This is a genomic window from Agromyces intestinalis (genome assembly GCF_008365295.1).
Lineage (GTDB): Bacteria > Actinomycetota > Actinomycetes > Actinomycetales > Microbacteriaceae > Agromyces > Agromyces intestinalis.
The window spans coordinates 2,957,195-2,980,878 of sequence record NZ_CP043505.1; the positions used below are offsets into that span (position 1 = coordinate 2,957,195).

Sequence of the window (23,684 nt, forward strand, 5' to 3'; positions counted from 1 at the left end):
ACCCACCGGGTTGCTAGCTTCGTGCCATGACCCGTCGACGTGCCGCCCTGCCCGCGATCGCCGTGCTGAGCGGAATGCTCGCGCTCACAGCCTGCACGGCCCCGCCGGGTGCCGCGGCGCCCGACGACTCCGAACCCCCGACGAGCCCGACGCCGTCGGCCGAGCCGGTCGAGGCCGGCCCCGAAGCGCGCATCCCGGTCGACTGCGATGGGCTCGCGTCCACCGCCGCGCTGCAATTGCTCGTCGGTGAGACGGCGAATCCGCTCGCGCCGGTGCCCGCGATCGACCGGCTCGACCCCGACGATGCGGCCGTCACGCAGCTCGGCGGCATCGACTGCCAATGGACGAACGGCCTCGGAGCTTCGACCTGGACCGGACCGGACGCCGACCGTCAGGTGGTCATCCTGCGGGTGCTGCCCGACGGTCTCGACGGTGCGATCGAGTACGTCGACCTCTACCAGAGCGCCGACCCGACCTACGGCACACACGTCCAAGGACCGCGCTGCATGGCCGCGACGGACGCGTCGTGGACCGGCTTCTGCGAGCTGTACGGAGCGATCGGCCCGACCTGGGTCGAGTTCACGGTGCACGGCATCGTCTTCGACGGCCGCGCCGACCCCGACCTTCTCGCCGGGTTCCGCGGGGTCGCTGACCCCATGGTCGACGCGCTCGCCGCGACCGAGCCGGGGCCGCGCTGGACGCCGGGGGAGTCGGCGCGGGCCGGCGCGTGCGAGGACCTCGCACCCGCGACCTCGGTCGCGGCGATCACCGGGCTCGCGCCGATCGGCTTCGGCGAGAGCTGGGACGGGCCGAGAGTCGGCCAGTACTTCTGGGCCGCTCACGAGACCGGCGCGATGCGCTGCTCGATCTTCTTCACCGACCGGGACGCCGGATTCGGGGAGGTCGGCGTGCTGCCGGGCGGCTCGTGGGGGTTCGACCGGGGCGAGGAGGCGTGGCTCGCCGGCGGCGCCGAGGTCGTGCAGGTGGCGGGGGTCGAGCCCGGCGACGCACTGCTGCGCTGCGCGGACCCGGCGGCCGAGTGCACCCTCGACGTCCGCACGGGCGGGGACTGGGTGCGGGTCGAGTTCCCCGAGGTACCGGCGGCGACGGTCGAGTATCTGCCGCCGAACGACTACTCCGCGGCTCGCGACTCCATCGTGCGGCTCGCCGAGACGGTGGTCGCCGGACTGCGCGCCTCCGACGGGGCCTGAACGCGCCGCGTTCAGCGCAGGAAGAGCCGCGTGTTCGCCTGTTCGGCATCGACGTACTGGGTGGCGGCGACGCCGAGGGCGTGGCTCAGCGCGGCGAGGTGCTCTTCGACCTGGGCGTGTGTCGCTCGCCAGTCGGCCACCGCGCCTTGGAACGCGGTGGACGCCTGGCCCGACCAGCTCTGCTGCAGCGCGGTGAGCCGGCCCATGAGCGCGTCGACCTCGGCCTGCACGCGGCTGACCGCCGCCTGCGTTGACTGGGTCGCGGCGCGCACCTGCTCGCTGTCGACGTGGAAGACGGTCATCGTTGGATCCCTTCGGTGTGGCCCGCGAAGCATGCGGACGTCGCCAGGCTAGAGATCGCGTCGGCCGGCTCGCCGAGGCATCCGCCCGACGGAGGGAACGCGCCTGCCGTGCGTCGCTGTGGAGGAGCGCTCAGCCGACCGGCTGCGGCGCCGACGGCGAGCCCGCCAGCGGCAGCGAGATGCGGAACGTCGCCCCTCCGCCGGGCGTCTCGACCACGTCGACCGTGCCGTTGTGGGCGGCGACGATCGACGACACGATCGCGAGGCCCAGCCCCGAGCCGCCCGTCTCGCGCGTGCGCGAAGTGTCGGCGCGCCAGAACCGCTGGAAGATCTTCTCGCGGATCTGCGGCGGAATGCCTTCGCCGTGGTCGATCACCTCGAACGTCGCGCGATCGGCTGCGTCATCGACCGAGACCCGGATCTCGAGCGGGCTGCCCTCGTGGGTGAAGCGGATCGCGTTCGCGACGAGGTTCGTGAGCACCTGCCGGATCTTGTTCTCCTCGGCCAGCACGATCGCGGGACGCACGAGCTCCGACGGGGCATCCGTCGCGATCTGCGGCCGCGAGTTCGCGCCGGTGACGGGCGCACTCGCGCTGCCGGGCGCCTGGTCGCCGGAGGCGCCGGCACCGGCCGGCACCGCGATCGCACCGGTCGCGGTCGACCCCGCCACGCCGCGCTTGCCACCCTGGTCGCGCAGGCGGCGACCGCGCAGGCGCGCGAGCGTGGCGCCCGCGAACGCGATTCCGCCGGCTCGGGTACCGCGGGGGGCGTCGGGTTCGAGGTCGACCGCGAGCGCCGGTACCGCACCGACGCGCACGCCCTCGCCGCCGTCGCCCGGCGCGATCACGGTCACCTTACGATCAGGGTGGGCGGCCATGGTGTCGAGCGCGGCGTCGCGGGCGAGCGGCACGAGGTCGACCTCGGCGAGCTCGAGCGGCTTGGCCTCGTCGAGGCGGGCGAGGGCCAGCAGGTCCTCGACCAGGCCGCCCATGCGCACCGCTTCCTTCTCGATGCGATCCATGGCCTGCGCGACCTCTTCGGGCGTCTGCAGGGCGCCCATGCGGTACAGCTCGGCGTAGCCGCGCACCGACACCAGCGGGGTGCGCAGCTCGTGCGAGGCATCCCCGACGAAGCGGCGCATCTGGTCGATGGTGCGCGCCCGGTCGCGGAAGGCGCGGTCGATTCGATTGAGCATGGTGTTGAGCGACCGGTTCAGCCGACCCACCTCGGTGTTCGGCGTCGCGCCGCCGAGGCGCTGGCTGAAGTCACCGTCGGCGATGGCCGCGGCGGTGCGCTCGACCTCGCGCAGCGGCGCGAACGTCGAGGTGACGAGCATGCGGGTGAGCAACGCTCCGATGAGCACCACGCCGAACCCGAAGCCGAAGAAGATGGTGAGGTAGGCCGCGAGCAGCCGCTCGCTCTCGACGGTCGAGATCGCGATCAGCACGGGCACGTCGTGACCGGGCTGGTCGGCCGTCTGCAGCGACACGATCGCACGGAACGAGGGGTGCCCTGCACCGTCGGGGAGCTCGAGGATGCGGTAGTCGCCGTCGTTGATCTCGAGCACCTTGATGAGCGTCAGGGTGCGCGGGATCTGGGGCAGCTCATCGCGGGCGCGCAGCGACCAGTTGTTGCCCCGGTACGTACCGTCGGTGCGGTAGACGGCCACGAACACGTCGTCGGAGTCGCGGAAGTCGAGCTTGCCGAGGCTCACCGCCCAGTCGTCGTCGCCGTCACCGCTGCCCTCGCCCTCGCCCGACGACTCGAAGTACTTCTCGAGCGAACCGCCGGCGATCGAGCGCAGCTTCGCCTCCATCTGGCTCTCGACGTACCCGCGCAGCATCGCCGCGGTGCCGATGCCCGACACGAGCAGACCGAGCGTCAGCACCAGCACGGTCACGCCGGTGATCTTCGTGCGAAGCGAGATGCGGTTCCACCGCTCGGAAAGGGTCTGGTGCATGGCTCGGCGAGTCTACGGAGGCTCCCTGTACCGGTCCTGTGCCGGAGCCCCGCTAACCCTTGGAACTCTTCAACATGTACCCGAATCCCCGCTTGGTCTGGATGAGGGGCTCGGTCGAGTGCTGGTCGAGCTTGCGACGCAGGTACGAGATGTAGCTCTCGACGATGCCCGCGTCGCCGTTGAAGTCGTACTCCCAGACGTGATCGAGGATCTGGGCCTTCGACAGCACCCGGTTCGGGTTCAGCATGAGGTACCGCAGCAGCTTGAACTCGGTGGGGCTCAGCTCGACCGGCACATCGCCCACGAGCACCTCGTGGGTGTCCTGGTCCATCGTGAGCTCGCCGGTGCGGATCACCGCGTCCTCCTCGGCGTGCATGGTGCGCCGAAGGATCGCCTTGATGCGCGCGACGATTTCGTCGAGGCTGAACGGCTTGGTGACGTAGTCGTCGCCGCCGACGGTGAGGCCGGTGATCTTGTCTTCGGTGTCGTCCTTCGCGGTGAGGAACAGGATGGGTGCGGTGTACCCCGCGCTGCGGAGCCGCTTCGTCACGCTGAACCCGTTCATGTCGGGCAGCATCACGTCGAGGATGATGAGATCGGGTTCCTCCTCGAGCACGGCCGAGATGGTCTGGGCGCCGTTTCCGACGGCGCGGACGGCGAATCCGGCGAATCGCAGGCTCGTGGTGAGCAGGTCGCGGATGTTCGGTTCGTCGTCGACGATGAGAATGCGAGGTCCGTCGCTCATGGGGTCATTCTGCTGCGGACGGGCTGCACTCTTCCTGACAAACGACCGAGTGTCCGCTTTCCGCGCAATCCACGCGGGCTGGAGGGCTGGCCGCTCCTTCGCCCGGGTGGAAGACTCGGGACATGGCGTCATCGGAGCGAGTGGTCATCGCCGGCGGAGGACTCACGGCGGCGCGCGCCGCCGAGTCGCTGCGCGGTGCGGGGTTCGGCGGCGAGGTCGTCGTGATCGCCGAGGAGCCACGGCTTCCGTACGAGCGGCCGCCGCTTTCGAAGGGCTACCTGCAGGGTTCGGATGCCTCGTCGGCGGTGTACCCGCTGGATGCCGCGTGGTACCGCGAGCACGACGTCGACGTGCGTCGCGGCACGCCCGCGACGGGGCTCGTGCCCGCCGCGCACACGCTCCAGGTCGGCGACGAGGTGGTCGAATACGACCGGCTGCTCATCGCGACGGGCGCGATCCCCAGGCGGTTCGACGGACCAGGGGCGGGGCTCCGAGGCATCCACACGCTGCGTCGCCTGCCCGACTCGACCCGCCTGCGCACCGCGCTGCGTCGCGGCGACCGCCGCGTGGTGCTCGTGGGCGGTGGATGGATCGGGCTCGAGGTGGCCGCGGCGGCCCGCGGGTACGGCAATGACGTCACGGTGGTGCTGCGCGACGAGGTGCCGCTGGTCGCGGCGATCGGGCCCGAGCTCGGCGCCCGGTTCCGTGCGCTGCACGAGGCGAACGGCGTGCGGTTCGTCTCGGGTGCGGGAGTCGGGGCCGTGCGCGGCGAGGGCGGGCGGGCCCGCGCCGTGGTGCTCGGCACCGGTGACGAGGTCGACGCCGACCTCGTCGTGTTCGGCATCGGCGCGACGCCCGACACGCGCCTCGCGGCATCCGGCGGGCTCGAACTCGAGAACGGCGTGGCGACGGACTCCTCGTTCCGCACGAGCGCGGTCGACGTGTTCGCCGCAGGCGACGTGGCGAACGTGTGGAACCGGCGGCTCGGTCACCGGCTGCGGGTCGAGCACTGGGCCAACGCCGACGCGAGCGGCAAGGTCGTCGGCCGGATCCTCGCGGGCGAAGCCGTCGAGTACGGCGAGATCCCCTACTTCTTCACCGACCAGTACGACCTCGGCATGGAGTACTCGGGCTACGGTCAGCTCGCCGCGGGCAACGCGCCCGTGATCCGCGGCGACCTCGACGCGGGCGCCGGGGACGAGTACGTTGCGTTCTGGCAGCAGGACGGCAAGGTCGTGGCCGGCATGAACGTGAACGTGTGGGACGTCAACGAGGACGTGCAGCGGCTCATCCGCTCGGAGCGCACCGTCTCGGCCGCCGAGCTCGCCGACCCGACGGTGCCCCTCGCCGCGCTCGCCGGACCGGAGACGCCGTGAGCGGGCCGACCTCCGCGCCCGCGGCCGACGCGCTCGTGCGCCGCATCGGCCCGCGCACCTTCGACTTCGCACGCCAGGTCGCGGTGATGGCGATCGTGAACCGCACGCCCGACTCGTTCTACGACCAGGGGCGCACCGATGCGACCGAGCTCGCGGTCGAGGCCGGGCTCCGCGCGGTCGAGGCCGGAGCCGACTGGGTCGACATCGGGGGAGCCAAGTTCGCACCCGGCCCGGCGATCCCGATCGAAGAGGAGCTCGAGCGCGTGGTTCCCGTCGTAGCGGGGCTCGCCCGTTCGGGTGCGGTGCTGTCGGTCGACACCTTCCATCCCGACGTCGCACGCGCCGCACTCGCCGCCGGCGCCCACGTGATCAACGACACGACCGGCCTGCACGACCCGGCGATGGCCGATGTCGTGGCCGCGGCCGAGGCCTCCGTGGTGGTCACCCACAGCCTCGCCGCCCCGCGCGAGCCCTACCCGTCGCCTCGGTACGGCGACGTGGTGGCCGACGTCGTCGCGTTCCTTCGCGAGCGGGTCGCGCTCGCCGAGTCGCGAGGCGTGGCATCCGATCGCATCATCGTCGACCCGGGCCACGACCTGAACAAGCAGACGCTCGACTCGCTCACCCTCACCCGGCGCCTCGACGAGGTGACCGCACTCGGGTACCCCACCCTCGTCGCGTTGTCGAATAAAGACTTCGTCGGCGAGAGCCTCGGCCGCCGCGACCGATCGCAGCGCGTCGAGGGGTCGCTGGCCGCCGCCGTGTACTGCGTGCTCAAAGGCGCCCGCATCGTGCGCGTGCACAACGTGCGCGAGACGGTCGACGCGATGCGCATGGTCGAGGCGATCGAGGGGTGGCGCGAGCCGGTCTTCCTGGAGCACAACCGGTGAGCGGGCGGCGTCGATGAACCGGCCGGATGCCTCGCCCGCCGTCGACCGCGCGACCCTGCTCGACGCGTACGCGATCGACGATCGCACGACCCCCCGCGTGCGCATGAACTTCGTGATGAGCCTCGACGGCGCGGTCACGCTCGACGACCGCAGCGGCGGACTCGGGGACGCGAGCGATCGGCTCGCGATGGGGGTGCTGCGCGCGCTCGCCGATGTCGTGCTGGTCGGGCTCGGCACGGTGCGCGTCGAAGGGTACGGCGGGGTTCGGGTCGGCCGCGAGGGCGTCGCGTGGCGGCGCGAGCACGGGCTGCCCCACCAGCCGCGGATCGCGACGGTCTCGCGCGCGCTCGACATCGACGCGGCGCATCCGTTCTTCGCCGGGGCGGTCACCCGCCCGCTCGTGATCACCTGCGCTGCCTCGCCCCCCGCCCGCCGGGCCGCCCTGGCTGAGGTCGCCGATGTGATCGTCTGCGGCGAGGCATCCGTCGACCTGGGCGCGGCCCTCGCCGCGCTCGCCTCCGCGGGCCTCTCGCAGGTGCTCTGCGAGGGCGGGCCGCACCTGTTCGGCAGCCTGCTCGAGTCAGAGCTCGTCGACGAGCTGTGCCTGAGCCTCAGCCCGACGCTCGTCGGCGGCGACGCGGGGCGCATCGTGCGGGGTGCGGCCGAGGCGGCGCGCCGCATGCGGCTCGTGCACGCGCTGCCCGCGGGCGATCTGCTCCTACTGCGCTACGCGCGCGAGCGCTGAGCGGGCACAGCCCGCCGGGCGCCCGCTACGCGTCGCCCGCTGTCCCGTGCGGGGCCGCGCGTCCCCGGGCACGCGTCGCGGCGAATGCCGGGAAGCGCTCAGGCCGCCGCGTCGAGTGTGTGCGCGTCGAGGATCGTGTACGAGTAACCCTGCTCGGCGAGGAACCGCTGCCGGTTCTGCGCGAAGTCCTGGTCGACCGTGTCGCGTGCGACGAGCGTGTAGAAGTTCGCCGACAGGCCCGACTCCTTGGGGCGCAGCAGGCGTCCGAGGCGCTGCGCCTCCTCCTGTCGAGAGCCGAACGAGCCCGACACCTGGATCGCCACGGTCGCCTCGGGCAAGTCGACCGAGAAGTTCGCGACCTTCGAGACGACCAGCACCTTCGTGCGGCCGTCGCGGAACTCCTGGTAGAGCCGCTCACGCTCGTCGACGGGCGTCGAGCCGGTGAGCTGCGGCGCGTCGAGGGCCTCGGCGAGCTCGTCGATCTGGTCGAGGTACTGGCCGATCACGAGGATGCGCTCGCCCTCGTGGCGCGCCACGAGCTGGCGCACGACGTCGAGCTTCGCGGGTGCGGTCGCCGCGAGCCGGTAGCGCTCGTCGTCGGCGGATGCCGCGTACTGCAGCCGCTCGGACTGCGGCAGGTCGATGCGCACCTCGTAGCAGGCGGCGGGCGAGATGAAGCCCTGCGCCTCGATCTCCTTCCACGGGGCGTCGAATCGCTTGGGGCCGATGAGCGAGAACACGTCGCCCTCACGGCCGTCCTCGCGCACGAGCGTCGCGGTGAGGCCGAGGCGGCGGCGCGCCTGCAGCTCGGCGGTGAGCTTGAACACGGGCGCCGGCAGCAGGTGCACCTCGTCGTACACGATGAGGCCCCAGTCGAGCGCGTCGAGCAGCGACAGATGCGCGTACTCGCCCTTCCGCTTCGCGGTGAGGATCTGGTACGTCGCAATCGTGACGGGCCTGATCTCCTTCACCTGGCCCGAGTACTCGCCGATCTCCTCCTCGGTGAGCGAGGTGCGGCGCAGCAGTTCGTCGCGCCACTGGCGGGCCGACACGGTATTGGTCACGAGGATGAGCGTCGTGGTCTTCGCGGTCGCCATGGCGCCGGCGCCGACGAGGGTCTTGCCCGCGCCGCACGGCAGTACGACCACGCCCGACCCGCCGTCGAAGAAGTTGTCGACGGCCTTCTGCTGGTAGTCGCGCAGGTGCCAGCCCGTCTCGTCGAGGTCGATCTCGTGCGGAGTTCCGGGGGTGTAGCCGGCGAGGTCTTCGGCGGGCCAGCCGAGCTTCACCAGTTCCTGCTTGAGGGCGCCCCGCGCCCACGGGGCGACCAGGAAGCTCTCGTCGTCGATGCGCTCGCCGAGCAGGGGGGCGATGCGCTTCGCGCCCGACACCTCGGTGAGCACCGCGATGTCGGAGCTCTGCAGGCGCAGCGCACCGTCGTCGGTGCGGTCGATCACGAGCCGGCCGTAGCGGGCGACGGTTTCGCGCATGTCGACGGCGACGGTCTGGGGCACCGGGAACTTCGCGTACTTCTCGAGCGTGCCGAGCATGTCTTCCGCGGTATGGCCCGCGGCGCGGGCGTTCCACAACCCGAGGCGGGTGATGCGGTACGTGTGGATGTGCTCGGGTGCGCGTTCGAGCTCGGCGAAGATCGCGAGGTCGTGGCGCGCATCCTCGGCGAGCGGGTTCGCGACCTCGAGGAGCACGGTGCGATCGCTCTGCACGATGAGGGGGCCGTCTGACATAGCCGACCAGTCTACGCCCGTTCGATGGGAGCACGGCCGCTGGGGCCAGAGGGGATGGGGCCAGGGGATGCCGCGCAGCGCGCTCAGGCGCCAGCGGGCGCCGGACCCACCGCGGCGATCGCCGACAACGGCAGTGTGCGCTCGATGTCGGCCTTCCGGTCGCGTGCGCGGAGCCGGCCGTTCGCCACGCTCGCCGGCGCGAGGAGGTAGTCGGCCGTCTGACCGCCGGGCATGCGCACGGTGACCGTCAGCGTCTCCTTCGAGCGGGCCGCCGCCTCGAGTTGGCGAGCGAGCCAGGCCTGCTCGGTGCCGGGATCCTCGGTGGCGACGAGGATCCGGTCGAGCAGCTCGCCGATCGGGTCGCCGGGCGCCGACGGTTGCGGGGGTGCAGCGGCGAGGCGGTGGCGGCTGAGCCGCAGGATCCGCCCGCTCGCGTCCTCGGCGGCGACCGGGTACTTCGCGTCGGAGAGGGCCCAGAACACGACGTCGGGCGGAAACCTCGACAGCAGGCGGTGCTCGCCCGAACGTCGCAGCGCGACGGGCGTGAGCGACTGGTCGACCTCGAGCTGGCCGATGAGCGCAGGGTCGTCGGAGCGCACCGCCGCCTTGGCGGGGGCATCCGAGGGGTCGGCGGCCGCGACCCGCACCGCTCCGAACCGGCGCGCGGCCTCGGTGACCAGGTACTCGAGCGGCTGCGGCACGCCGGTGAGCGAGATCGACTGGAGGAAGGAGCGGATCGACTCGGCCGATTCGCCCGCCGCGAGCCCGCGGTTCACGGATGCCGCGCTCACGCGATAGCTCGAGGCGAGATCGCGACCCTCGACGTCGGCGAAGCCGCGCAGGCGGGCGTCGAGTGCGGGTTCGAGCGGCCCGGGGGAGACGACCGACAGATCGTGCTGCAGGTAGACGCGGTCGACCTGCTTCGGGAAATGCGCTGCGAGCTCGGCGGCGGCGCGCTCGAGGTCTCCGGCCAGGACCAGCCGGGCGCTCTCGACGGGCTCGCGCGAGACCGCGAGGCCGAGCGCGTCAGCCTCGTCGGCGAGCCGGCGCAGCCCCTCGTCGAGCCAGGGGCCGCCAGCGGGATAGAACCACGCGACGTCATCGCGCAGCGCCGCCGCCGACAGGCTTCCGGTGCGTCGCGCCACGAGCTCGCGCAGCGGCGCGGGGATGCGGTCGCGCCAGCACTGGGCGAGAAGCCGCCACCGGCTCGCGGCGTCGCCGAGCACCCACGCGGCACCCTGCTCGGACTCGTACCAGTACGCGCCCTCGCGGGTGATGAGACCGGCCTCGGTCGCCCGGCGGGCGAGCGCGGGCACCTCGTCGAGCGGCAGCCCCGTCGCCTCGGCGATGCGTTTGGAGTCGGGGAGCGAGAGTCCGCCCTTGGCGAGTTCGCGCGCGGGCTGGAGCCCGAGCGCGGCGATGAGCTCGGCGGTCGCGGCGATCGTCGCATACGCGGCCTCGGCGGCGCGACGCGCGAGCAGCGTGCGGTCGACGGCGTCGACCGCCTCGAGCACGGGCGGTGCGGGCGCCACGAGCGCGGCGGGCTCGGGCAGGTCGGCGCCGAGGCGGGGCACGACCCGTTGCACGACGGCGCCCGGCACCTGCACGCCGCCGTCGTCGTCGAGGACCAGCAGGAGCAGCCCGGCGAGGTCGGCAACGAGTGCGTCGGCGCGTTCGACGAGCCGAGCGGATGCCTCGAGCCGCCGCAGTTCGTCGGAGATGGCGCCGGTCGTCATCGGCGACTCGCCCTGGGCGAGCGTCGCGGCGACGGCGAGCAGGGCGAGGTGCGGCCGGTCGAGTCGGGCGATGGCGTGGTCGAGCGAATCGGGCGTGGTGAGCGCGTCGGCCAGGTCGAACAGGTCGTCGATGCCCGACCGGTCGAACTCACGTGCTGCCAGCGCAGCCGCAAGGGTGTCGCGCGACATCGCGCGGAGCCTGGCGGCGAGCTCGAGCATGGTCGGCCGTCAGGCCGATCCTCGTGATTCGCGCCCGCGACGGACGCCGTTCACGATGAGGAGTGCGATGAGCAGCAGGAACCCGAGCGGCAGACCGAACCAGGGCAGCATCACCACGAACGGCCAGATGCCCTCTTGGATCCAACCCGTCGTGTTCGCGTTCGCGAGGGTGCCGATCATGACGGCGAAGAACGCGACGATCGAGACGCCGACGGTGCCCGCGACCATGTACGCGAGGATGCGCTCGGTGCGGTGTTCGGCGACGGGGCTCTGGGAGGACACAACACTAAGGATAGGACAGGGCGGGCGCCCGGCGCCCACCGTAGACTGGAGGGCAGGGCGGTGCGATCCGGCGTGCCCCGAAACGACGAGCGAGGTTCCATACGATGCCCACCGGCAGGGTCAAGTTCTACGACGAGGAGAAGGGATTCGGCTTCATCAGCACCGATGACGGCCAGGAGGTCTTCCTTCACGCGTCCGCGCTGCCCGCCGGAGCCACGGTGCGCAGCGGCACGAGGCTCGAGTTCGGCATCGCCGACGGCAAGCGCGGCGCCCAGGCCCTCTCGGTGCGGGTGCTCGAGGCGCCCGTGAGCCTCAGCAAGATCAACCGCCGATCGGCCGACGACATGGCCGTCGTCGTCGAAGACCTGGTGAAGTGGCTCGACGCGGCCGGCACCGACCTGCGCCGCGGCCGCTACCCCGACAAGGCGCGCGGCCGACAGATCGCGGCGCTGCTGCGCAAGGTGGCGGACGAACTGGATGCCTGAGCCCGAGGAGTCCATCGCGATCGACGAGCGTGAGGTCGAGGCGCCGATCGTCGAGGAACCGGCCGCCGCGCCGGTGGCCGACGACGTGCTGCTCGCGTCGGTGGCCCTCGCGCAGCGCGCGCTGCTCGAGGTGACCGCGCCCGAGTCGGTCGGTTCGGTGATCGGCCACGTCGTCGAAGGCGAGCACGTGCTGACCCTGCATTTCGCGGCCGATCTGTCGGGCTACCCCGGTTGGCACTGGAGCGTGACGCTCGCGCGGGTCGAGGGCGCAGAGCCGACCGTGCTCGAGACCGAGCTGATGCCGGGCGACCGGGCGCTCCTCGCGCCCGAGTGGGTGCCGTGGTCCGAACGCCTCGCCGAGTACCGCGCCGCCCAGGTCGTCGCCGCCGAGGCGTCGACGTCGGGCGACGACGCCGATCTCGACGACGCCGATCTCGACGACGCCGATCTGGACGAGGGCTCCGACCCGGCCGATGCCGACGAGGGCGACGACCTCGATGACGACGGCGACGACGACGCCGAGTACGGTGACGACGACGCCCACGAGTTCGACGGCATCGACATCGACGTGCTCGACGAGTCCGACGATCCGTTCGAGGTCGGCGAGCCGCTCGAGGTCGAGGCCGACGGGTCGGACGACGACGAGACGGTTCAGTCCGAGGGCACCGAGCCCGAGGCATCCGACGAGCCCGAGGCATCCGGCGAGCCTGAGGCATCCGACGGCACTGAGCCCGAGGCATCCGACGAGCCTGAGGCATCCGAGGCATCCGAGGCATCCGGCGACTGACCTCGTCGCCGCAGCACCTGCACGACCACCAGCCCGACGAGGCCGAGGGCGAGCGCGATCCAGCAGGCCGTGCTCACCCAGCCGAGCCCCGCGGAGTCGAGGGCGTCGGCGAATGCCAGCGAGGCGACCAACGCGATCGCCCACAGCACGGTGCCGACCAGCAGCGCCTTGCGCGCGTCGGCCCGCGCGGGAGCCGGATCGGGCCGGCGCTCGCGCTCGCTGAGCCAGAGGCGCACGCGTTCAGCCGATCCGCTCGAGCACGTAGTCGATCGATGCGGTCAGTGCGCGCACGTCATCGGGTTCGATCGCCGCGAACGTGGCGACCCGCAGCTGGTTGCGACCGAGCTTGCGATAGGGCTCGGTGTCGACGATGCCGTTCTCGCGCAGCACCTTGGCGATCGCGGCCGCGTCGACCGACGCGTCGAAATCGATCGTCACGACCACCTGCGAGCGATGGGCGGGATCGGCGACGAACGGGGTGGCGACCGTCGACGCCTCGGCCCAGTCGTAGAGCACCGAGGAGCTCTCACGCGTGCGGGCGTCGGCCCAGCCGAGCCCACCCTCGGCGTTCATCCACTCGAGCTGGCTCTCCATGAGCAGCAGGGTCGCGAGCGCCGGCGTGTTCAGGGTCTGGTTCAGGCGGGAGTTGTCGACCGCGTTCTGCAGCGACAAGAACTCGGGGATGTACCGCTCGCTCGCCGCGACGCGGGCGACGCGCTCGATCGCCGTGGGCGAGAGCAGCGCGAACCACAGCCCGCCGTCGGAGGCGAAGTTCTTCTGCGGTGCGAAGTAGTACGCGTCGAACTCGGCGGCATCGACGGCGACGCCCCCCGCGGCGCTGGTGGCGTCGATCACGGTGAGCGCGCCGTCGTCGCCCGCGACCCGGCGAACCGGAGCCATGACGCCGGTCGAGGTCTCGTTGTGCGGCCAGGCGTAGACGTCGACGCCGGCGACCGCCTCGGGGTCGCTGCGGGTGCCGGCGTCGGCGGTGCGCACGTCGGGAGCCTCGAGCCACGGGGCCTTCGCCGCCGCGGCGAACTTCGAGCCGAACTCGCCGAACGCGCACAGCTGGGCGCGCCGCTCGATGAGACCGAATGCGGCCATGTCCCAGAACGCGGTCGAGCCGCCGTTGCCGAGCACCACTTCGTAGCCGTCGGGCAGTGCGAACAGATCGGCGAGGCCCTCGCGCACGCGGCCTACGAGCTGCTTGACCGGGGCCTGCCGATGCGAGGTGCCGAGCAGGCTCGGGCCGACCTCGGCGAGGTGGGCGAGCTGCGCGGGCCGGACCTTCGACGGGCCGCAGCCGAATCGTCCGTCGGCGGGCAGGAGATCGCTGGGAATGACGAGGCTCGGCATGCGCACGATTCTAGCGAGCGACGACCGGGCGGCTCGCCCGATGGCCTCCGGATCACGGGTAGGCTGGTCGGGCGACGAACGGAGGGGTGGCGTGACCGATCTCATCGACACGACCGAGATGTATCTGCGTACCATCCTCGACCTCGAGGAGGAAGGCATCGTGCCGCTGCGCGCGCGCATCTCCGAGCGGCTGGGGCACTCCGGGCCCACCGTGTCGCAGACCGTCGCCCGCATGGAACGCGACGGCCTGGTCGTCGTCTCCGACGACCGTCACCTCGAGCTCACGCCCGCCGGGCGCAGCAAGGCCGTGCACGTCATGCGCAAGCACCGGCTCGCCGAGCGCCTGCTCGCCGACGTCATCGGCCTCGAGTGGGAGTACGTGCACGACGAGGCATGCCGCTGGGAGCATGTGATGAGCGAGCAGGTCGAGCGCCGCCTCGTCGAACTCCTCGGCGGGCCGACCGAGTCGCCGTACGGCAACCCCATCCCGGGCCTCGAAGAGCTTGGGCTGCCGCCTGCCGAGCGCTTCCTGCACGGCGTGCGCAACGTGCTCGACACGCTGTCGACCACCGACCAGCCCGTCCGCGGCGTCGTGCGCCGGCTCGCCGAGCCCGTTCAGTTCGACCCCGAGTTGCTCGCCCAGCTCAAAGAGGCGGGCATCGTGCCAGGGGCGACGGCCGAGTTCACGCCCGCGGGCGCCTACGTCAGGGTCTCGGTCGAGGGCGTCGAGGGCGGCCTCGAGCTGCCGGCCGAGGTCGCCGGGCACCTCTTCATCGGCGACTGATCCGTCGCCCGCCGCCTCGCGTTCGCCGCGGGGTGCACGGGGGCCGAACGTCCCGAATCGAGACCGTTCCGTTATCCGGATGTGACATTCGAGGGGTCGTCACGTATCCTCGTTCGAGTTCGTCGGCAGAAGCCAGTCGGCGGGCCGAGGTCGAGACGCCCCTGGTTCCACCGCTCGATCTGGAAACCCGTGAAGCGCCGCAAGGCGAGCCAGGTGGGCCGGCCCGAGGGCCGCGGGCGACGGAGGTACCTTCTTTTGGCTCGTTCCCCCTGGCGCCGCATCAGCGGCACCGGCCCCAGGCGATCGCTCCGATCGACCACGAAGGCCGCGAAGACTCGAACCACTCCCCACATCCCGCTCGCTCCGGCTGAAGTCCGGGACGACGCGCGGGCGGCGACGGCCGACCTCGGCGCGGCCGTGACCAGCGGTCGCCGCGCCGCGCCCTCGCCGGCACCGCTGGCATCGACCCGGCGACTGCGCCGTGGCGGCGTCGCGAACGTCGCCGTGATGGCGATCTCGGCCGGCATCGTCGGCACGCTGGCCCTGCCCGCGTACGCGTTCGTGCCCGGCACCGAGGGGCCGCAGTTCGCCGAATCCGCCGAGGCCCGACTCACCAAAGCGAATCCGCAGTCCGTCGACGTCGCCGCCGACGTGATCGCCGCGCCGGTGACCACCGACGGCCTCGACACGACGACCGGCGAGCAGATTCGCGAGGCCGCCGCCGCCGAGGCAGCGGCGGCCGCCGAGGCAGCCCGTCAGGCCGCCGAAGCGCAGATGGCCTCCTACGCCGCGGGGTACAGCGGCCCCTCGGTGAGCGACTTCCTCGCGAACCCGCCGTACCCGTCCTACGACCTCGGCGCCGTGTACAACGTCGCCACCCAGTACATCGGCACACCGTACGTCTACGGCGGCGCGACTCCCGCCGGCTTCGACTGTTCGGGCTTCGTGATGTACGTCTTCGCGCAGTTCGGCATCTCGCTGCCGCACTCATCGTCGGGCCAGGGCGACGCAGGAAGCACGATCTCCGAGGCGGACGCGGTGCCCGGCGACCTCGTGATCATGTCGGGTCACGACGGCTTCTACGCCGGCGGCGGCATGATCCTGCACGCGCCGTACGAGGGTGCGTCGGTGCGCGTCCAGCCGATCTGGACGAGCGACTACCGCATCGTACGCATCGGCGTCTGAGCGGCGACGCGGATGTGAACATCGCGTGACTGCGCACAGGGAACGGCGTGCCGGGGGGAACCGGCACGCCGTTTCCGGTCTAGCCTGTACCTCGACGATCCCGAGCCATCCGGGGAGGCGGGCGATGATCCGAGTGCGAGGCATCCATTCCACGGATGCGCGCGCGCTCTTCCATCAGCGCCGCAGCAGTCAGCCTCGCGGAGGCCGCGACCACCATGCCGACGGGCACTGTCCACTGGACGGTGCCCGTTCTTCGTCTCCGCGGGTGTTCGCACCCTCGGCGCGTGTCGCGACATCCGCACCCCGATCCGCTCGGATCGTGACCTGTTCACGCGGCTGGAAGCCATCCAGCACCGATCGAAAGGCACTCCGTGCGCACACTCGTGCTGAACGCGGGCTATGAACCGCTCGCCGTCGTCTCGTTCAAGCGGGCGCTCCTGCTCGTGATGCATCAGAAGGCCACCGTGATCGTCTGCGACGAGGACCACCCCGTTCTCGGCGCCAGCGGCCCGTGGGACCGCCCGAGCGTCATCGTGCTCACCCGCTACGTGAGACCGCCGCGCGTGCATCACATTCCGGTGAGCCGACGCGGCGTACTGCGGCGGGACGAGCACCGGTGCGCGTACTGCGGCAAGTCGGCCGCGACGATCGACCACGTGCTGCCGCGCTCGCGCGGCGGCCGCGACACGTGGGAGAACCTCGTCGCGTGCTGCTTGCGCTGCAACAACGCGAAGGGCGACCACACGCCGGCCGAGATGGGATGGGAGCTGCGATTCACCCCGCAGATGCCGCGCGGGAACGACTGGGTCGTCCGCGGGTTCGAGCGGCCCATGCCGCAATGGGGTGAGTACCTGCAGGCCGCGTGATCGTGACATCACGGCGCCCGTGCTCTAGGGTTGGACGAGTTCGAAGCACCGAGTCCCGCTTCGAGACGAGTATCGAGCCCCCGCGTCGTGCTGCACCGCGACGCGGCTGTTCCCCCGGAGGTGCAGCTCTTGAGCGGTGACGACATCGGCGGCCCCCAGCCGTCGAGGCGTGATCTGCGCCGCGCCGAGTCGTCGGGATACCGTGCCGAGGCGTCCGCGCCCGCCGGTTTCACCGTGTCGACGCCCGGCGGCCACCCCGCCCGACGCGACCTGCGCACCACTCCGCCGCCGGTGCCCTTCGCGCCGCAGCCGAGTGCCGCGCCGCAGAGTGCCGCGCAGCAGCCGGCACCGCCGTTGAACCTCATGCCGCAGTCCGCCACCGCGATGGCCTCCCGTGTCCCGCAGTCGGGGGTGCCCGGGTCGCGGGCCGAAGCCAGGCGTGCGGAGGCATCGCGATCGTCGCGCAGGGCGCCGGTCGTCGGCGCGGCGACGGCTCCGGCCCCGTCGGTCGCGGCCCCGTCGGTCGCGGCGACGGCTCCGGCCCCGTCGGTCGCGGCTCCGTCGGTCGCCTCGCGCGCCGAGACGCGTCGGGGGGATGCCTCGCGGCCGCCGCAGGCCGCCCCGTCGACCAGGTCCGCGGCACCTGTCGCGCCGGGGGCATCCGCTCGCCCCGCCGCTTCCGCTCCGCCCGCCGGCCGGGCCGCAACCGCTCGTCCGGTCGCCGAGCGCCGCCGTCGCAACGGCCCGGCGAGGGTGTTCGCGACCGTGCTCGTGGTGCCCGCGATCGTCGGCACCGTCGCGCTGCCGGCGTATGCGTTCGTGCCGGGCACCGGCGAGGGAGGGCCGTCGAGCTTCTTCCGCACCACGCTGGCGGGTGCGCAGGCGCTCGACGTGTCGGCCCTCGCGAGCGAAGCGGCCGTCTCGACCGATGCGTACGACGTGACGACGAAGGCCGAGATCGACCGGGTCGCCGCCGAGCAGGAGGCCGCCGATCGCGCCGCGTGGGCGGCGAGCGTCGCGAACCACGCCGGCGCGTACTACACCCCGGCCCAGCAGGCCGAGGGGGATGACTACCCCTGGTGGGACCAGACGCCCGACGATTTCGGCGGGGGGCTCTCGCCGCTGCGGTACTACTTCCGCGAGTGCGTCGACTTCGTCGCGTGGCGCATGAACCGCGACCAAGGCGTCACCTCGGCGCCGTGGAAGTGGGACTGGTCGAACCTCGCCTCGGGCAGCGCGTACGCGTGGGCCGACGAGTGGGTGTCGCGCGGTCGTCAGACCAGCAGCGAGCCGATCGTCGGTGCGGTCGCGTGGTTCCCGTACAACCATGTGGCGTACGTGCAGGCCGTGAACGGCGACGGCACGGTCACCATCGAGGAGTACAACCAGAACAGCGACCACTCCTACCACGTGCGGACGATCCCGGCGGGATCCGCGCTGTACCTCTATCCGCCGGCCTAGACCCCTGTCGCGCGCGGGCACTGCGCCCCCGCGCAGCTCGCGCCCCGCCGGGTTCGCGCGCCGCGGCCGCGCACTGCGGAGGTGCGGACGCGACGCGAGCGCGCTCAGGCGCGCAGCACGCAGGCCGGTGCCTCGGTCGGCAGAGTCGCGACCACCCGCTCGGGCACCCCGGTCGCGTCGAGCGCGAGGATTGCGAGCGAGTCGGATCCCTGGTCGGCGACCACGAGATGGCGTTCATCGGCGGTGAGTTCGAGGTCGCGCGGGTGGCGGCCGCCGGTCGCGAGCGAACCGATGTGCATCAGCGAGCGATCGGATGCCTCGTAGCGCAGCGCCTGCACGCCGTCGAGATCGCGGTCGCCGACGAGCACGACGCCGCCCCGCGTCATCCGGATCGTCGATGCTCCGAGGCCGCGAGGCGTGACATCCGGCCCGAGCGGTGCGGTGGCGACCTCGATGCCCGAGGCGAGGTCGACGACGCTCACCGTGCGATCGAGCTCGTTGGCCACGATCGCGACGTCGTCGACGACGACGAGGTGGCGGGGGCCGGCACCGGGGTGCAGCAGCAGGTCGGCGGATGCCTCGTGCCCGAGTCGCCCGTCGGCGTCGAGCCGGAGGACGCGCACGCGATCGGCACCGAGATCGGGCACGAGGACGCGGTCGCGGGCGGGGTCGAGCACGACCTGGTGGGGGTGCGGGGCCTCCTGGCGGTCGGCGCGCGGGCCATGGCCCGTGAAGTCGATCGCCGAGACGAGCGCGGCGTCGGCGTCGTCGCCGACCCGGTGCGCCGAGACGCGGCTGCCCGAGTAGTTCGCGGCGAGCACGAACGCCCCGGTCGCGTCGAACGCGACATGGCACGGGTCGGCCGCACCGGTCGGCGCCGGCGCGGCCAGCGGCGCGAGCGTCTCGTCGCCTGCCCGCCAGGTCGAGACGAGTCCGTCGGCGAGTTCGTGCACGATCGCGACGATGTCGCCCCGCTGCGCGAGGAACATCGGGTTCGGCCCGACGTCGATCGGCTCGCCGAGCACGGCCGAGCCGTCGTCGGCGACCTCGAGCGGGCGCACGCCGCGTGCGGCCGACCCCAGAGCGCCGACCGTCGACGCGCCGATCCAGAACCTCGTGCCGCTCATGTGTTCCTCTCCCCGGCGCCGCTCGCCGCGTGCCACCCTACCGGGCACTCCGCGTCGCTCGGTCGGTCGACTAGACTCGACCGGTCAGCCTCTGTAGCTCAATGGAAGAGCAACTCCGTCCTAAGGAGCAGGTTGGGGGTTCGAGTCCCTCCAGGGGCACTGAGGGATGCTGCTCGAAGGTGATGCCGCGCTGAGGTGGACCTCACAGCAGCGCAGCCACCTTTTCGGCGGTCTCTTTCGCGGACGCGGGGTTCTGTCCGGTGACGAGCGTCCCGTCAACAACGGCGTAGGACACGAAGGGGATCTTGGCCTTCTCGTACAGGGCGCCGCGCCGCTTCATCTCCTCTTCCGCGTTGTAGGGAACAAGCTTGTCGACGCGAGCGAGCACCTCCTCCTGCCAGGCGAAGCCGGTGACCTTGCGTCCTGCAACGAGCAGGCTGCCGTCGGAGAGCCGGGTGTTGAGCAGGCCGCAGTAACCGTGGCAGACCGAGGAGACGATGCCGCCGCGTTCCCAGATCTCGCGCGTGATTCGCTGCACCCCTTCACTGTCGGGGAAGTCGTACATGACGGCGTGGCCGCCGGTGAAGTAGATCGCATCGAAGTCTGCGGAGTCGATCTCGTCTGGGCTCTCGGTGTTCTCCAGCAGCGCCATCTTCGCCGGGTCGGCGTGCCAGGCCTTGGCCGTCCTGTCGTAGTTGGGGAACTTCACGGATCGGGGCTCGAGCGGCACGTGTCCGCCTGCAGGGCTGACGATGACCTGCTCGAAGCCGCGCTTGTCGAATACCTCCCAGGCGTGGGCGAGCTCGGACAACCACAGACCGGTCGGGTGGGAGGCGTCGTCGTAGTGGGCGACATTGGTGACGACGTGCAGGATGCGGGTCATGCGGATGCTCCCTCGGCAAGGGTGATGATGGCGGTGACGGACGAACGGATCCGGCCCTCGACCTCGGAGGTCGGTTCCGGGCGGAGTTTGCCGTCGAGGTGGAGGAACGCGAGGCCGTGCGCGAGCCCCCACAGCGCCTGCGAGAGGGAGACAACGTCCGATGCGGGGAAGAACCGTGCAATGACGCCTCCGAGCAGGGCGTGCAGCCGACCGGATGCCCGGACGCGGTCGCTGTTCTCCGGATCGCACGCGCCTCCGAACATCAGCCGGAACAGGGCAGGGCGACGCAGCGCGAAGTCCACATAGGCGATGGCAACTGCGCCGAGCGTCTGCGCTGCGGTCGCGGACGAGCGAACTTCGACGAGCGCGGTAGTGAGGTCGTCGTGGAGCTCATCGAAACCGAGCACGGCGAGTGCGGAGTCCAGCGCGTCACGGTCGGCGAAGTGCCGATACGGCGCAGCGGGTGACACACCGGCTCGCCGGGCCACCGCCCGCATGGACGGCGTCTCGCCCGCTTCCACGCTCTCCAGCGCCGCGGAGAGCAGCGCCGCGCGGAGGTCACCGTGGTGATATGCCTTCTCGACCGCAGTCATGTCTGCCCACTCCGTCACAATGTATGCAGTGCTAACATAGCGCATCGAGGCGCGGAGGGACAGAGGGAGTTGCGATGCAGACGATCCTTGGAGCGAGTGGCCAGATCGCGGTGGAGCTGGCTCGGCAACTCGCGCGTACGCAGACAACGGACCTGCGGCTGGTGAGCCGCAACCCGCACAAGGTCAACGAAACCGACACCATCACCCGGGCTGACCTGCTTGATGCGGAGCAGACGCGGACCGCCGTTGACGGCAGCGATGTCGTCTACTTCACCGCCGGCCTGCCCGCGAACACCGCGCTGTGGGAAGCGCAGTTCCCGACGATGCTCCGCAACGCCCTGGACGCGGCGCGGGCTGCCGGTGCTGCGTTCGCGTACTTCGACAACACCTACATGTATCCGCAGGACGACCGAGTCCAGACCGAGGACACACCCTTCGCTCCGGTCGGACCGAAGGGCAGGGTGCGGGCGGCGATGGCCATGGTGGTCCTCGAGGAGATCAAGCGCGGCGACATCCCGGTCCTGATCGCCCGGGCCCCCGAGTTCTATGGACCCGGGAAGACGCAGAGCTTCACCAACATGCTGATCCTTGACCGCATGAAGGCGGGGAAGAAGCCCCTCGTGCCTGTGCACGAAGACCGTCGCCGCACGCTCATCTGGACCCCGGATGCGAGCCGCGCGCTGGCGTTGCTCGGCAATACGGCGGGCGCGTTCGGGCAGACCTGGCATCTTCCGGTCGCGTCGGAGCATCCCACCTATCGCGAGTTCGTCACGATGGCGAGCGCGGCACTCGGACGTGAACCCGCCTACACGGTCCTCCCGAAGTGGCTTCTGGGAACCGCCGCCCTCGTCTCGCCGCAAGTACGGGAGATCCGGGAGCTCGTGCCGAGATACGAGCACGACAACATCTTCGACTCCACCAAGTTCACCTCCCGATTCCCTGACTTCGAGGTCACCGGTTACCAGGAGGGGCTCGGAGTGATCGGTCAGTCGTCTCGCCGCCGTTGAGGGGAACTCGTCGATTCGCCTCGACGTCCGCAGCTGCACGCCCGTCTCGTCGAGCCGCTTCGCCTCGTCGATCCGCTCTGCCGACAGGCGTCCGAGTAGGTTCGCTCGACCCGTTCCCCGGCGTCCCAGCAGGCGCACACCCGTACCGCACACCGCGCCACGTGACATCCGCCCGTAACACGACGGTGGCAGACTCGCCCGGGTGACCGACCTCGCCATTCCCGATCGCAGCATCACCATCGAGCGGGGCGACCTCGCCGACCCGCGCGCCCTGCGTCTGCTGGCCGATCACCTCGCCGACATGCACGCCGAGTCGCCGCCCGAGAGCGTGCACGCGCTCGACGTGTCGGGGCTTTCGGCGTCGAACGTGACGTTCTGGGTGCTCGCGGCCGGTGACGACCTGCTCGGGTGCGTGGCATTGAAGGAGCTCGACTCCGACCATGGCGAGCTGAAGTCGATGCGCACGGATGCCACGGCGCGCGGCCTCGGGCTCGGTGCCCGCCTGCTCGAGCACGTGCTCGACGAGGCGCGCCGTCGCGGCTACTCGCGGCTGAGCCTCGAGACCGGCACGCAGGACTTCTTCGTGCCGGCGCGACGTCTGTACGCCAAGTACGGGTTCGCCGAGTGCGGTCCGTTCGCCGACTACCGGCTCGATCCGCTGAGCGCGTTCATGACGCTCGAGTTGGCGGCGGCGCCGAGCGCTCCTCGCTGACGATCCGTGCGACGCGGCGGGCGGCCCACCTGCCGCTGATCGGGCCGACGACGATGAGCAGCATCCAGAACCAGCGACCCCACTCCGCGCCCCACACGTACGCGATCGGGATCGAGAGCAGGAACACCGCGGGCGTCGACATCGTGTCGATGAGCGTGACGGTGTCGGCGCGGCGGGGAAGCGGGTGCCGCAGCAGCCCGTCGCCGCGTGCAACGAGGTAGATCGTGCTCTGCGCGACCACGGCGAGGCTGATGTTCACCGCGTACACCGCGACGGCGAGCGGTTCGTCGGCGGTGGCGGGGTCGCTGATGCCCTGAGTCGAGAACGGGATGAGCACGATGAGCCCGAGGCTCACGATGTTCGCGGTGATCGTCCGGCTCGTGAACCCGGTGAACTCGCTGCCGATGCGGTGGTTCACCCGCCAGAACACGGCGATGACGGCGAAGCTCACGGCGAACCCGAACAGCTGCCAACCGAGTCCGCTCGTCACCCAGCGCACGGGGTTCGCCCAGTCGGCGGCCGGCGGCGGATCGATGTTCACCACCAGGAGGGTGAGCGCGAACGCGTAGGCGGCGTCGAAGAACGCGATCGCGCGTGAGAACTCGACGCTGTCGCGGTCGTACCGGTCGGTGGTGCGGGTGCCGTCCCCCTCGGCGGTGCTCACCTGCCGAGTCTCCCGCGCGGCCATGGCTGGCGCCCGGTGGCGCGCCGCAGGGCGCCCAGCAGAGTCGGGTGTCAGTCGCGCTCGATCCAGCGCCAGCCGGCGAGGTAGGCCAACTCGTTCTCGCCGAGGCGGATCGAGCCGTTCGGCACCAGCGTGCGCTCGAGGTCGCACAGGTCGAGGATGCGTCGCACGACCGGGTGCGGCAGCGGCGCCGTCGGCCGCTCGAGGATCTCGCGGCGCAACGGCGACTCGAGCAGCGGCCACCATTGGCCGATGGGCGGCAGCATGCCGGGCGCGGGTGCGACCTCGGTGCTGCGCGCTTCCTGCGGCGGCGGTTCGAGGATGGTGGTCATTGCGCACGCTCCTCGTGGACGCCCCCGTCGTCGGGGTCGCGGACGACGACGTCCTCGGCCTCGTCGGCCTCCTCCTCGGCGCGTTGGTGCTGTTCGGCGGCCCGCACGGCCTCATCGGCGAGGTCGTGTTCGGGCGACGGATCGTGGGCGTCGGATCCTGACATGGTGGTGCTCCTCATGTTCGGGGCTCGGCGTCGGTGACGGCGTCGC

General features: G+C 71.6%; 25 protein-coding genes, 1 tRNA gene and 1 pseudogene. 13 read left to right on the forward strand and 14 right to left on the reverse strand.

Annotated elements, in window-relative coordinates; translation table 11 throughout:
• Positions 1-26 precede the first annotated feature (26 nt).
• Entirely contained in the window at positions 27-1,211 is a 1,185-nt protein-coding gene (locus FLP10_RS13435) for a hypothetical protein (RefSeq protein WP_149161331.1), read from the forward strand.
• Between the two features lie 11 nt (positions 1,212-1,222).
• On the opposite strand, the gene FLP10_RS13440 is transcribed toward FLP10_RS13435, so the two are convergent.
• The 3 genes from FLP10_RS13440 to FLP10_RS13450 all read right to left on the reverse strand — a co-directional run bounded on the left by FLP10_RS13440 (position 1,223) and on the right by FLP10_RS13450 (position 4,218).
• Entirely contained in the window at positions 1,223-1,513 is a 291-nt protein-coding gene (locus tag FLP10_RS13440) for a WXG100 family type VII secretion target (protein ID WP_149161332.1), read from the reverse strand.
• Positions 1,514-1,643: 130 nt separating this feature from the next.
• Positions 1,644-3,473: a sensor histidine kinase gene (locus tag FLP10_RS13445; RefSeq protein ID WP_149161333.1), complete on the reverse strand. Its 1,830-nt coding sequence runs from the start codon at positions 3,471-3,473 to the stop codon at positions 1,644-1,646.
• A 52-nt stretch (positions 3,474-3,525) separates the two neighbouring features.
• On the reverse strand, positions 3,526-4,218 hold the full coding sequence (locus FLP10_RS13450; RefSeq protein ID WP_149161334.1) for a response regulator transcription factor: 693 nt from the start codon (positions 4,216-4,218) through the stop codon (positions 3,526-3,528).
• 122 nt (positions 4,219-4,340) lie between these two features.
• On the opposite strand from FLP10_RS13450, the gene FLP10_RS13455 reads away from it, so the two are divergent.
• The 3 genes from FLP10_RS13455 to FLP10_RS13465 are packed head-to-tail and all read left to right on the forward strand — an operon-like array spanning position 4,341 to position 7,229.
• Positions 4,341-5,594, forward strand: coding sequence for an NAD(P)/FAD-dependent oxidoreductase (locus FLP10_RS13455; RefSeq protein WP_149161335.1), 1,254 nt, complete (start codon positions 4,341-4,343; stop codon positions 5,592-5,594).
• The gene (gene folP / locus FLP10_RS13460) at positions 5,591-6,484 is read left to right on the forward strand and encodes a dihydropteroate synthase (RefSeq protein ID WP_425457591.1); all 894 of its coding nucleotides are present in this window, start codon (positions 5,591-5,593) and stop codon (positions 6,482-6,484) included. Before FLP10_RS13455 ends, folP begins: the two co-directional genes overlap by 4 nt.
• 13 nt (positions 6,485-6,497) lie before the next feature.
• Positions 6,498-7,229, forward strand: a complete 732-nt coding sequence (locus FLP10_RS13465) for a dihydrofolate reductase family protein (RefSeq protein WP_149161336.1) — start codon at positions 6,498-6,500, stop codon at positions 7,227-7,229.
• 98 nt (positions 7,230-7,327) lie between these two features.
• Here FLP10_RS13465 and FLP10_RS13470 read toward each other — a convergent pair whose 3' ends face one another.
• The 3 genes from FLP10_RS13470 to FLP10_RS13480 all read right to left on the reverse strand — a co-directional run bounded on the left by FLP10_RS13470 (position 7,328) and on the right by FLP10_RS13480 (position 11,211).
• A complete protein-coding gene (locus FLP10_RS13470; protein ID WP_149161337.1) occupies positions 7,328-8,974 on the reverse strand; it encodes a DNA repair helicase XPB in 1,647 nt (548 codons plus the stop codon).
• Positions 8,975-9,057: 83 nt separating this feature from the next.
• Positions 9,058-10,899 (reverse strand): helicase-associated domain-containing protein, encoded by a 1,842-nt coding sequence (locus FLP10_RS13475; protein WP_149161338.1) that lies wholly within the window; start codon positions 10,897-10,899, stop codon positions 9,058-9,060.
• Positions 10,900-10,938: 39 nt separating this feature from the next.
• The gene (locus tag FLP10_RS13480) at positions 10,939-11,211 is read right to left on the reverse strand and encodes a multidrug ABC transporter ATPase (RefSeq protein ID WP_149161339.1); all 273 of its coding nucleotides are present in this window, start codon (positions 11,209-11,211) and stop codon (positions 10,939-10,941) included.
• 104 nt (positions 11,212-11,315) lie between these two features.
• Here FLP10_RS13480 and FLP10_RS13485 point away from each other — a divergent pair, with 104 nt between their 5' ends.
• Complete coding sequence (locus tag FLP10_RS13485; protein ID WP_149161340.1) at positions 11,316-11,696, forward strand: cold-shock protein; 381 nt, start codon at positions 11,316-11,318, stop codon at positions 11,694-11,696.
• Entirely contained in the window at positions 11,689-12,483 is a 795-nt protein-coding gene (locus FLP10_RS13490; protein WP_149161341.1) for a DUF3027 domain-containing protein, read from the forward strand. The genes FLP10_RS13485 and FLP10_RS13490 overlap by 8 nt, the downstream gene beginning before the upstream one ends.
• Positions 12,484-12,500: 17 nt before the next feature.
• On the opposite strand, the pseudogene FLP10_RS17860 reads toward FLP10_RS13490, so the two are convergent.
• Positions 12,501-12,719: pseudogene (locus FLP10_RS17860) on the reverse strand (DUF2530 domain-containing protein); the annotation flags it as partial.
• A 4-nt stretch (positions 12,720-12,723) separates the two neighbouring features.
• On the reverse strand, positions 12,724-13,839 hold the full coding sequence (serC, locus tag FLP10_RS13500) for a phosphoserine transaminase (RefSeq protein ID WP_149161343.1): 1,116 nt from the start codon (positions 13,837-13,839) through the stop codon (positions 12,724-12,726).
• A gap of 91 nt (positions 13,840-13,930) precedes the next feature.
• Here serC and FLP10_RS13505 point away from each other — a divergent pair, with 91 nt between their 5' ends.
• The 4 genes from FLP10_RS13505 (at position 13,931) to FLP10_RS13520 (ending at position 18,135) form a co-directional block, all read left to right on the forward strand.
• Positions 13,931-14,623, forward strand: coding sequence for an iron-dependent transcriptional repressor DtxR (locus tag FLP10_RS13505; RefSeq protein WP_149161344.1), 693 nt, complete (start codon positions 13,931-13,933; stop codon positions 14,621-14,623).
• 417 nt (positions 14,624-15,040) lie between these two features.
• The gene (locus FLP10_RS13510) at positions 15,041-15,808 is read left to right on the forward strand and encodes a C40 family peptidase (protein ID WP_246150027.1); all 768 of its coding nucleotides are present in this window, start codon (positions 15,041-15,043) and stop codon (positions 15,806-15,808) included.
• Between the two features lie 371 nt (positions 15,809-16,179).
• Positions 16,180-16,674 carry an HNH endonuclease gene (locus FLP10_RS13515; protein WP_149161345.1) on the forward strand — a complete coding sequence of 165 codons (495 nt, stop codon included), beginning with the start codon at positions 16,180-16,182 and terminating at the stop codon, positions 16,672-16,674.
• A gap of 129 nt (positions 16,675-16,803) precedes the next feature.
• Positions 16,804-18,135 (forward strand): CHAP domain-containing protein, encoded by a 1,332-nt coding sequence (locus FLP10_RS13520; RefSeq protein ID WP_149161346.1) that lies wholly within the window; start codon positions 16,804-16,806, stop codon positions 18,133-18,135.
• Between the two features lie 104 nt (positions 18,136-18,239).
• Here the strand turns inward: FLP10_RS13520 and FLP10_RS13525 are convergent, their stop codons facing one another.
• Positions 18,240-19,262, reverse strand: coding sequence for a lactonase family protein (locus FLP10_RS13525; protein ID WP_149161347.1), 1,023 nt, complete (start codon positions 19,260-19,262; stop codon positions 18,240-18,242).
• Positions 19,263-19,349: 87 nt separating this feature from the next.
• On the opposite strand from FLP10_RS13525, the gene FLP10_RS13530 reads away from it, so the two are divergent.
• A tRNA-Arg gene (locus FLP10_RS13530) sits at positions 19,350-19,421 on the forward strand.
• 43 nt (positions 19,422-19,464) lie between these two features.
• Here the strand turns inward: FLP10_RS13530 and FLP10_RS13535 are convergent.
• The gene (locus tag FLP10_RS13535) at positions 19,465-20,145 is read right to left on the reverse strand and encodes a type 1 glutamine amidotransferase domain-containing protein (RefSeq protein ID WP_149161348.1); all 681 of its coding nucleotides are present in this window, start codon (positions 20,143-20,145) and stop codon (positions 19,465-19,467) included.
• Positions 20,142-20,738: a TetR/AcrR family transcriptional regulator gene (locus FLP10_RS13540; RefSeq protein WP_149161349.1), complete on the reverse strand. Its 597-nt coding sequence runs from the start codon at positions 20,736-20,738 to the stop codon at positions 20,142-20,144. The genes FLP10_RS13535 and FLP10_RS13540 overlap by 4 nt, the downstream gene beginning before the upstream one ends.
• 74 nt (positions 20,739-20,812) lie before the next feature.
• Between FLP10_RS13540 and FLP10_RS13545 the strand changes: the two genes are divergently transcribed.
• Both FLP10_RS13545 and FLP10_RS13550 read left to right on the forward strand, forming a co-directional pair.
• Positions 20,813-21,745 carry an NAD-dependent epimerase/dehydratase family protein gene (locus FLP10_RS13545; protein ID WP_149161350.1) on the forward strand — a complete coding sequence of 311 codons (933 nt, stop codon included), beginning with the start codon at positions 20,813-20,815 and terminating at the stop codon, positions 21,743-21,745.
• A 202-nt stretch (positions 21,746-21,947) separates the two neighbouring features.
• Entirely contained in the window at positions 21,948-22,457 is a 510-nt protein-coding gene (locus FLP10_RS13550; protein ID WP_425457595.1) for a GNAT family N-acetyltransferase, read from the forward strand.
• Here the strand turns inward: FLP10_RS13550 and FLP10_RS13555 are convergent.
• The 3 genes from FLP10_RS13555 to FLP10_RS17495 all read right to left on the reverse strand — a co-directional run bounded on the left by FLP10_RS13555 (position 22,414) and on the right by FLP10_RS17495 (position 23,638).
• Complete coding sequence (locus FLP10_RS13555; protein WP_210418407.1) at positions 22,414-23,121, reverse strand: TMEM175 family protein; 708 nt, start codon at positions 23,119-23,121, stop codon at positions 22,414-22,416. The two genes, FLP10_RS13550 and FLP10_RS13555, sit on opposite strands and share 44 nt — an antisense overlap.
• 71 nt (positions 23,122-23,192) lie before the next feature.
• Positions 23,193-23,474 carry a hypothetical protein gene (locus tag FLP10_RS13560; protein ID WP_149161352.1) on the reverse strand — a complete coding sequence of 94 codons (282 nt, stop codon included), beginning with the start codon at positions 23,472-23,474 and terminating at the stop codon, positions 23,193-23,195.
• Positions 23,471-23,638 (reverse strand): hypothetical protein, encoded by a 168-nt coding sequence (locus FLP10_RS17495; RefSeq protein ID WP_168209200.1) that lies wholly within the window; start codon positions 23,636-23,638, stop codon positions 23,471-23,473. Before FLP10_RS17495 ends, FLP10_RS13560 begins: the two co-directional genes overlap by 4 nt.
• Positions 23,639-23,684: the final 46 nt, after the last annotated feature.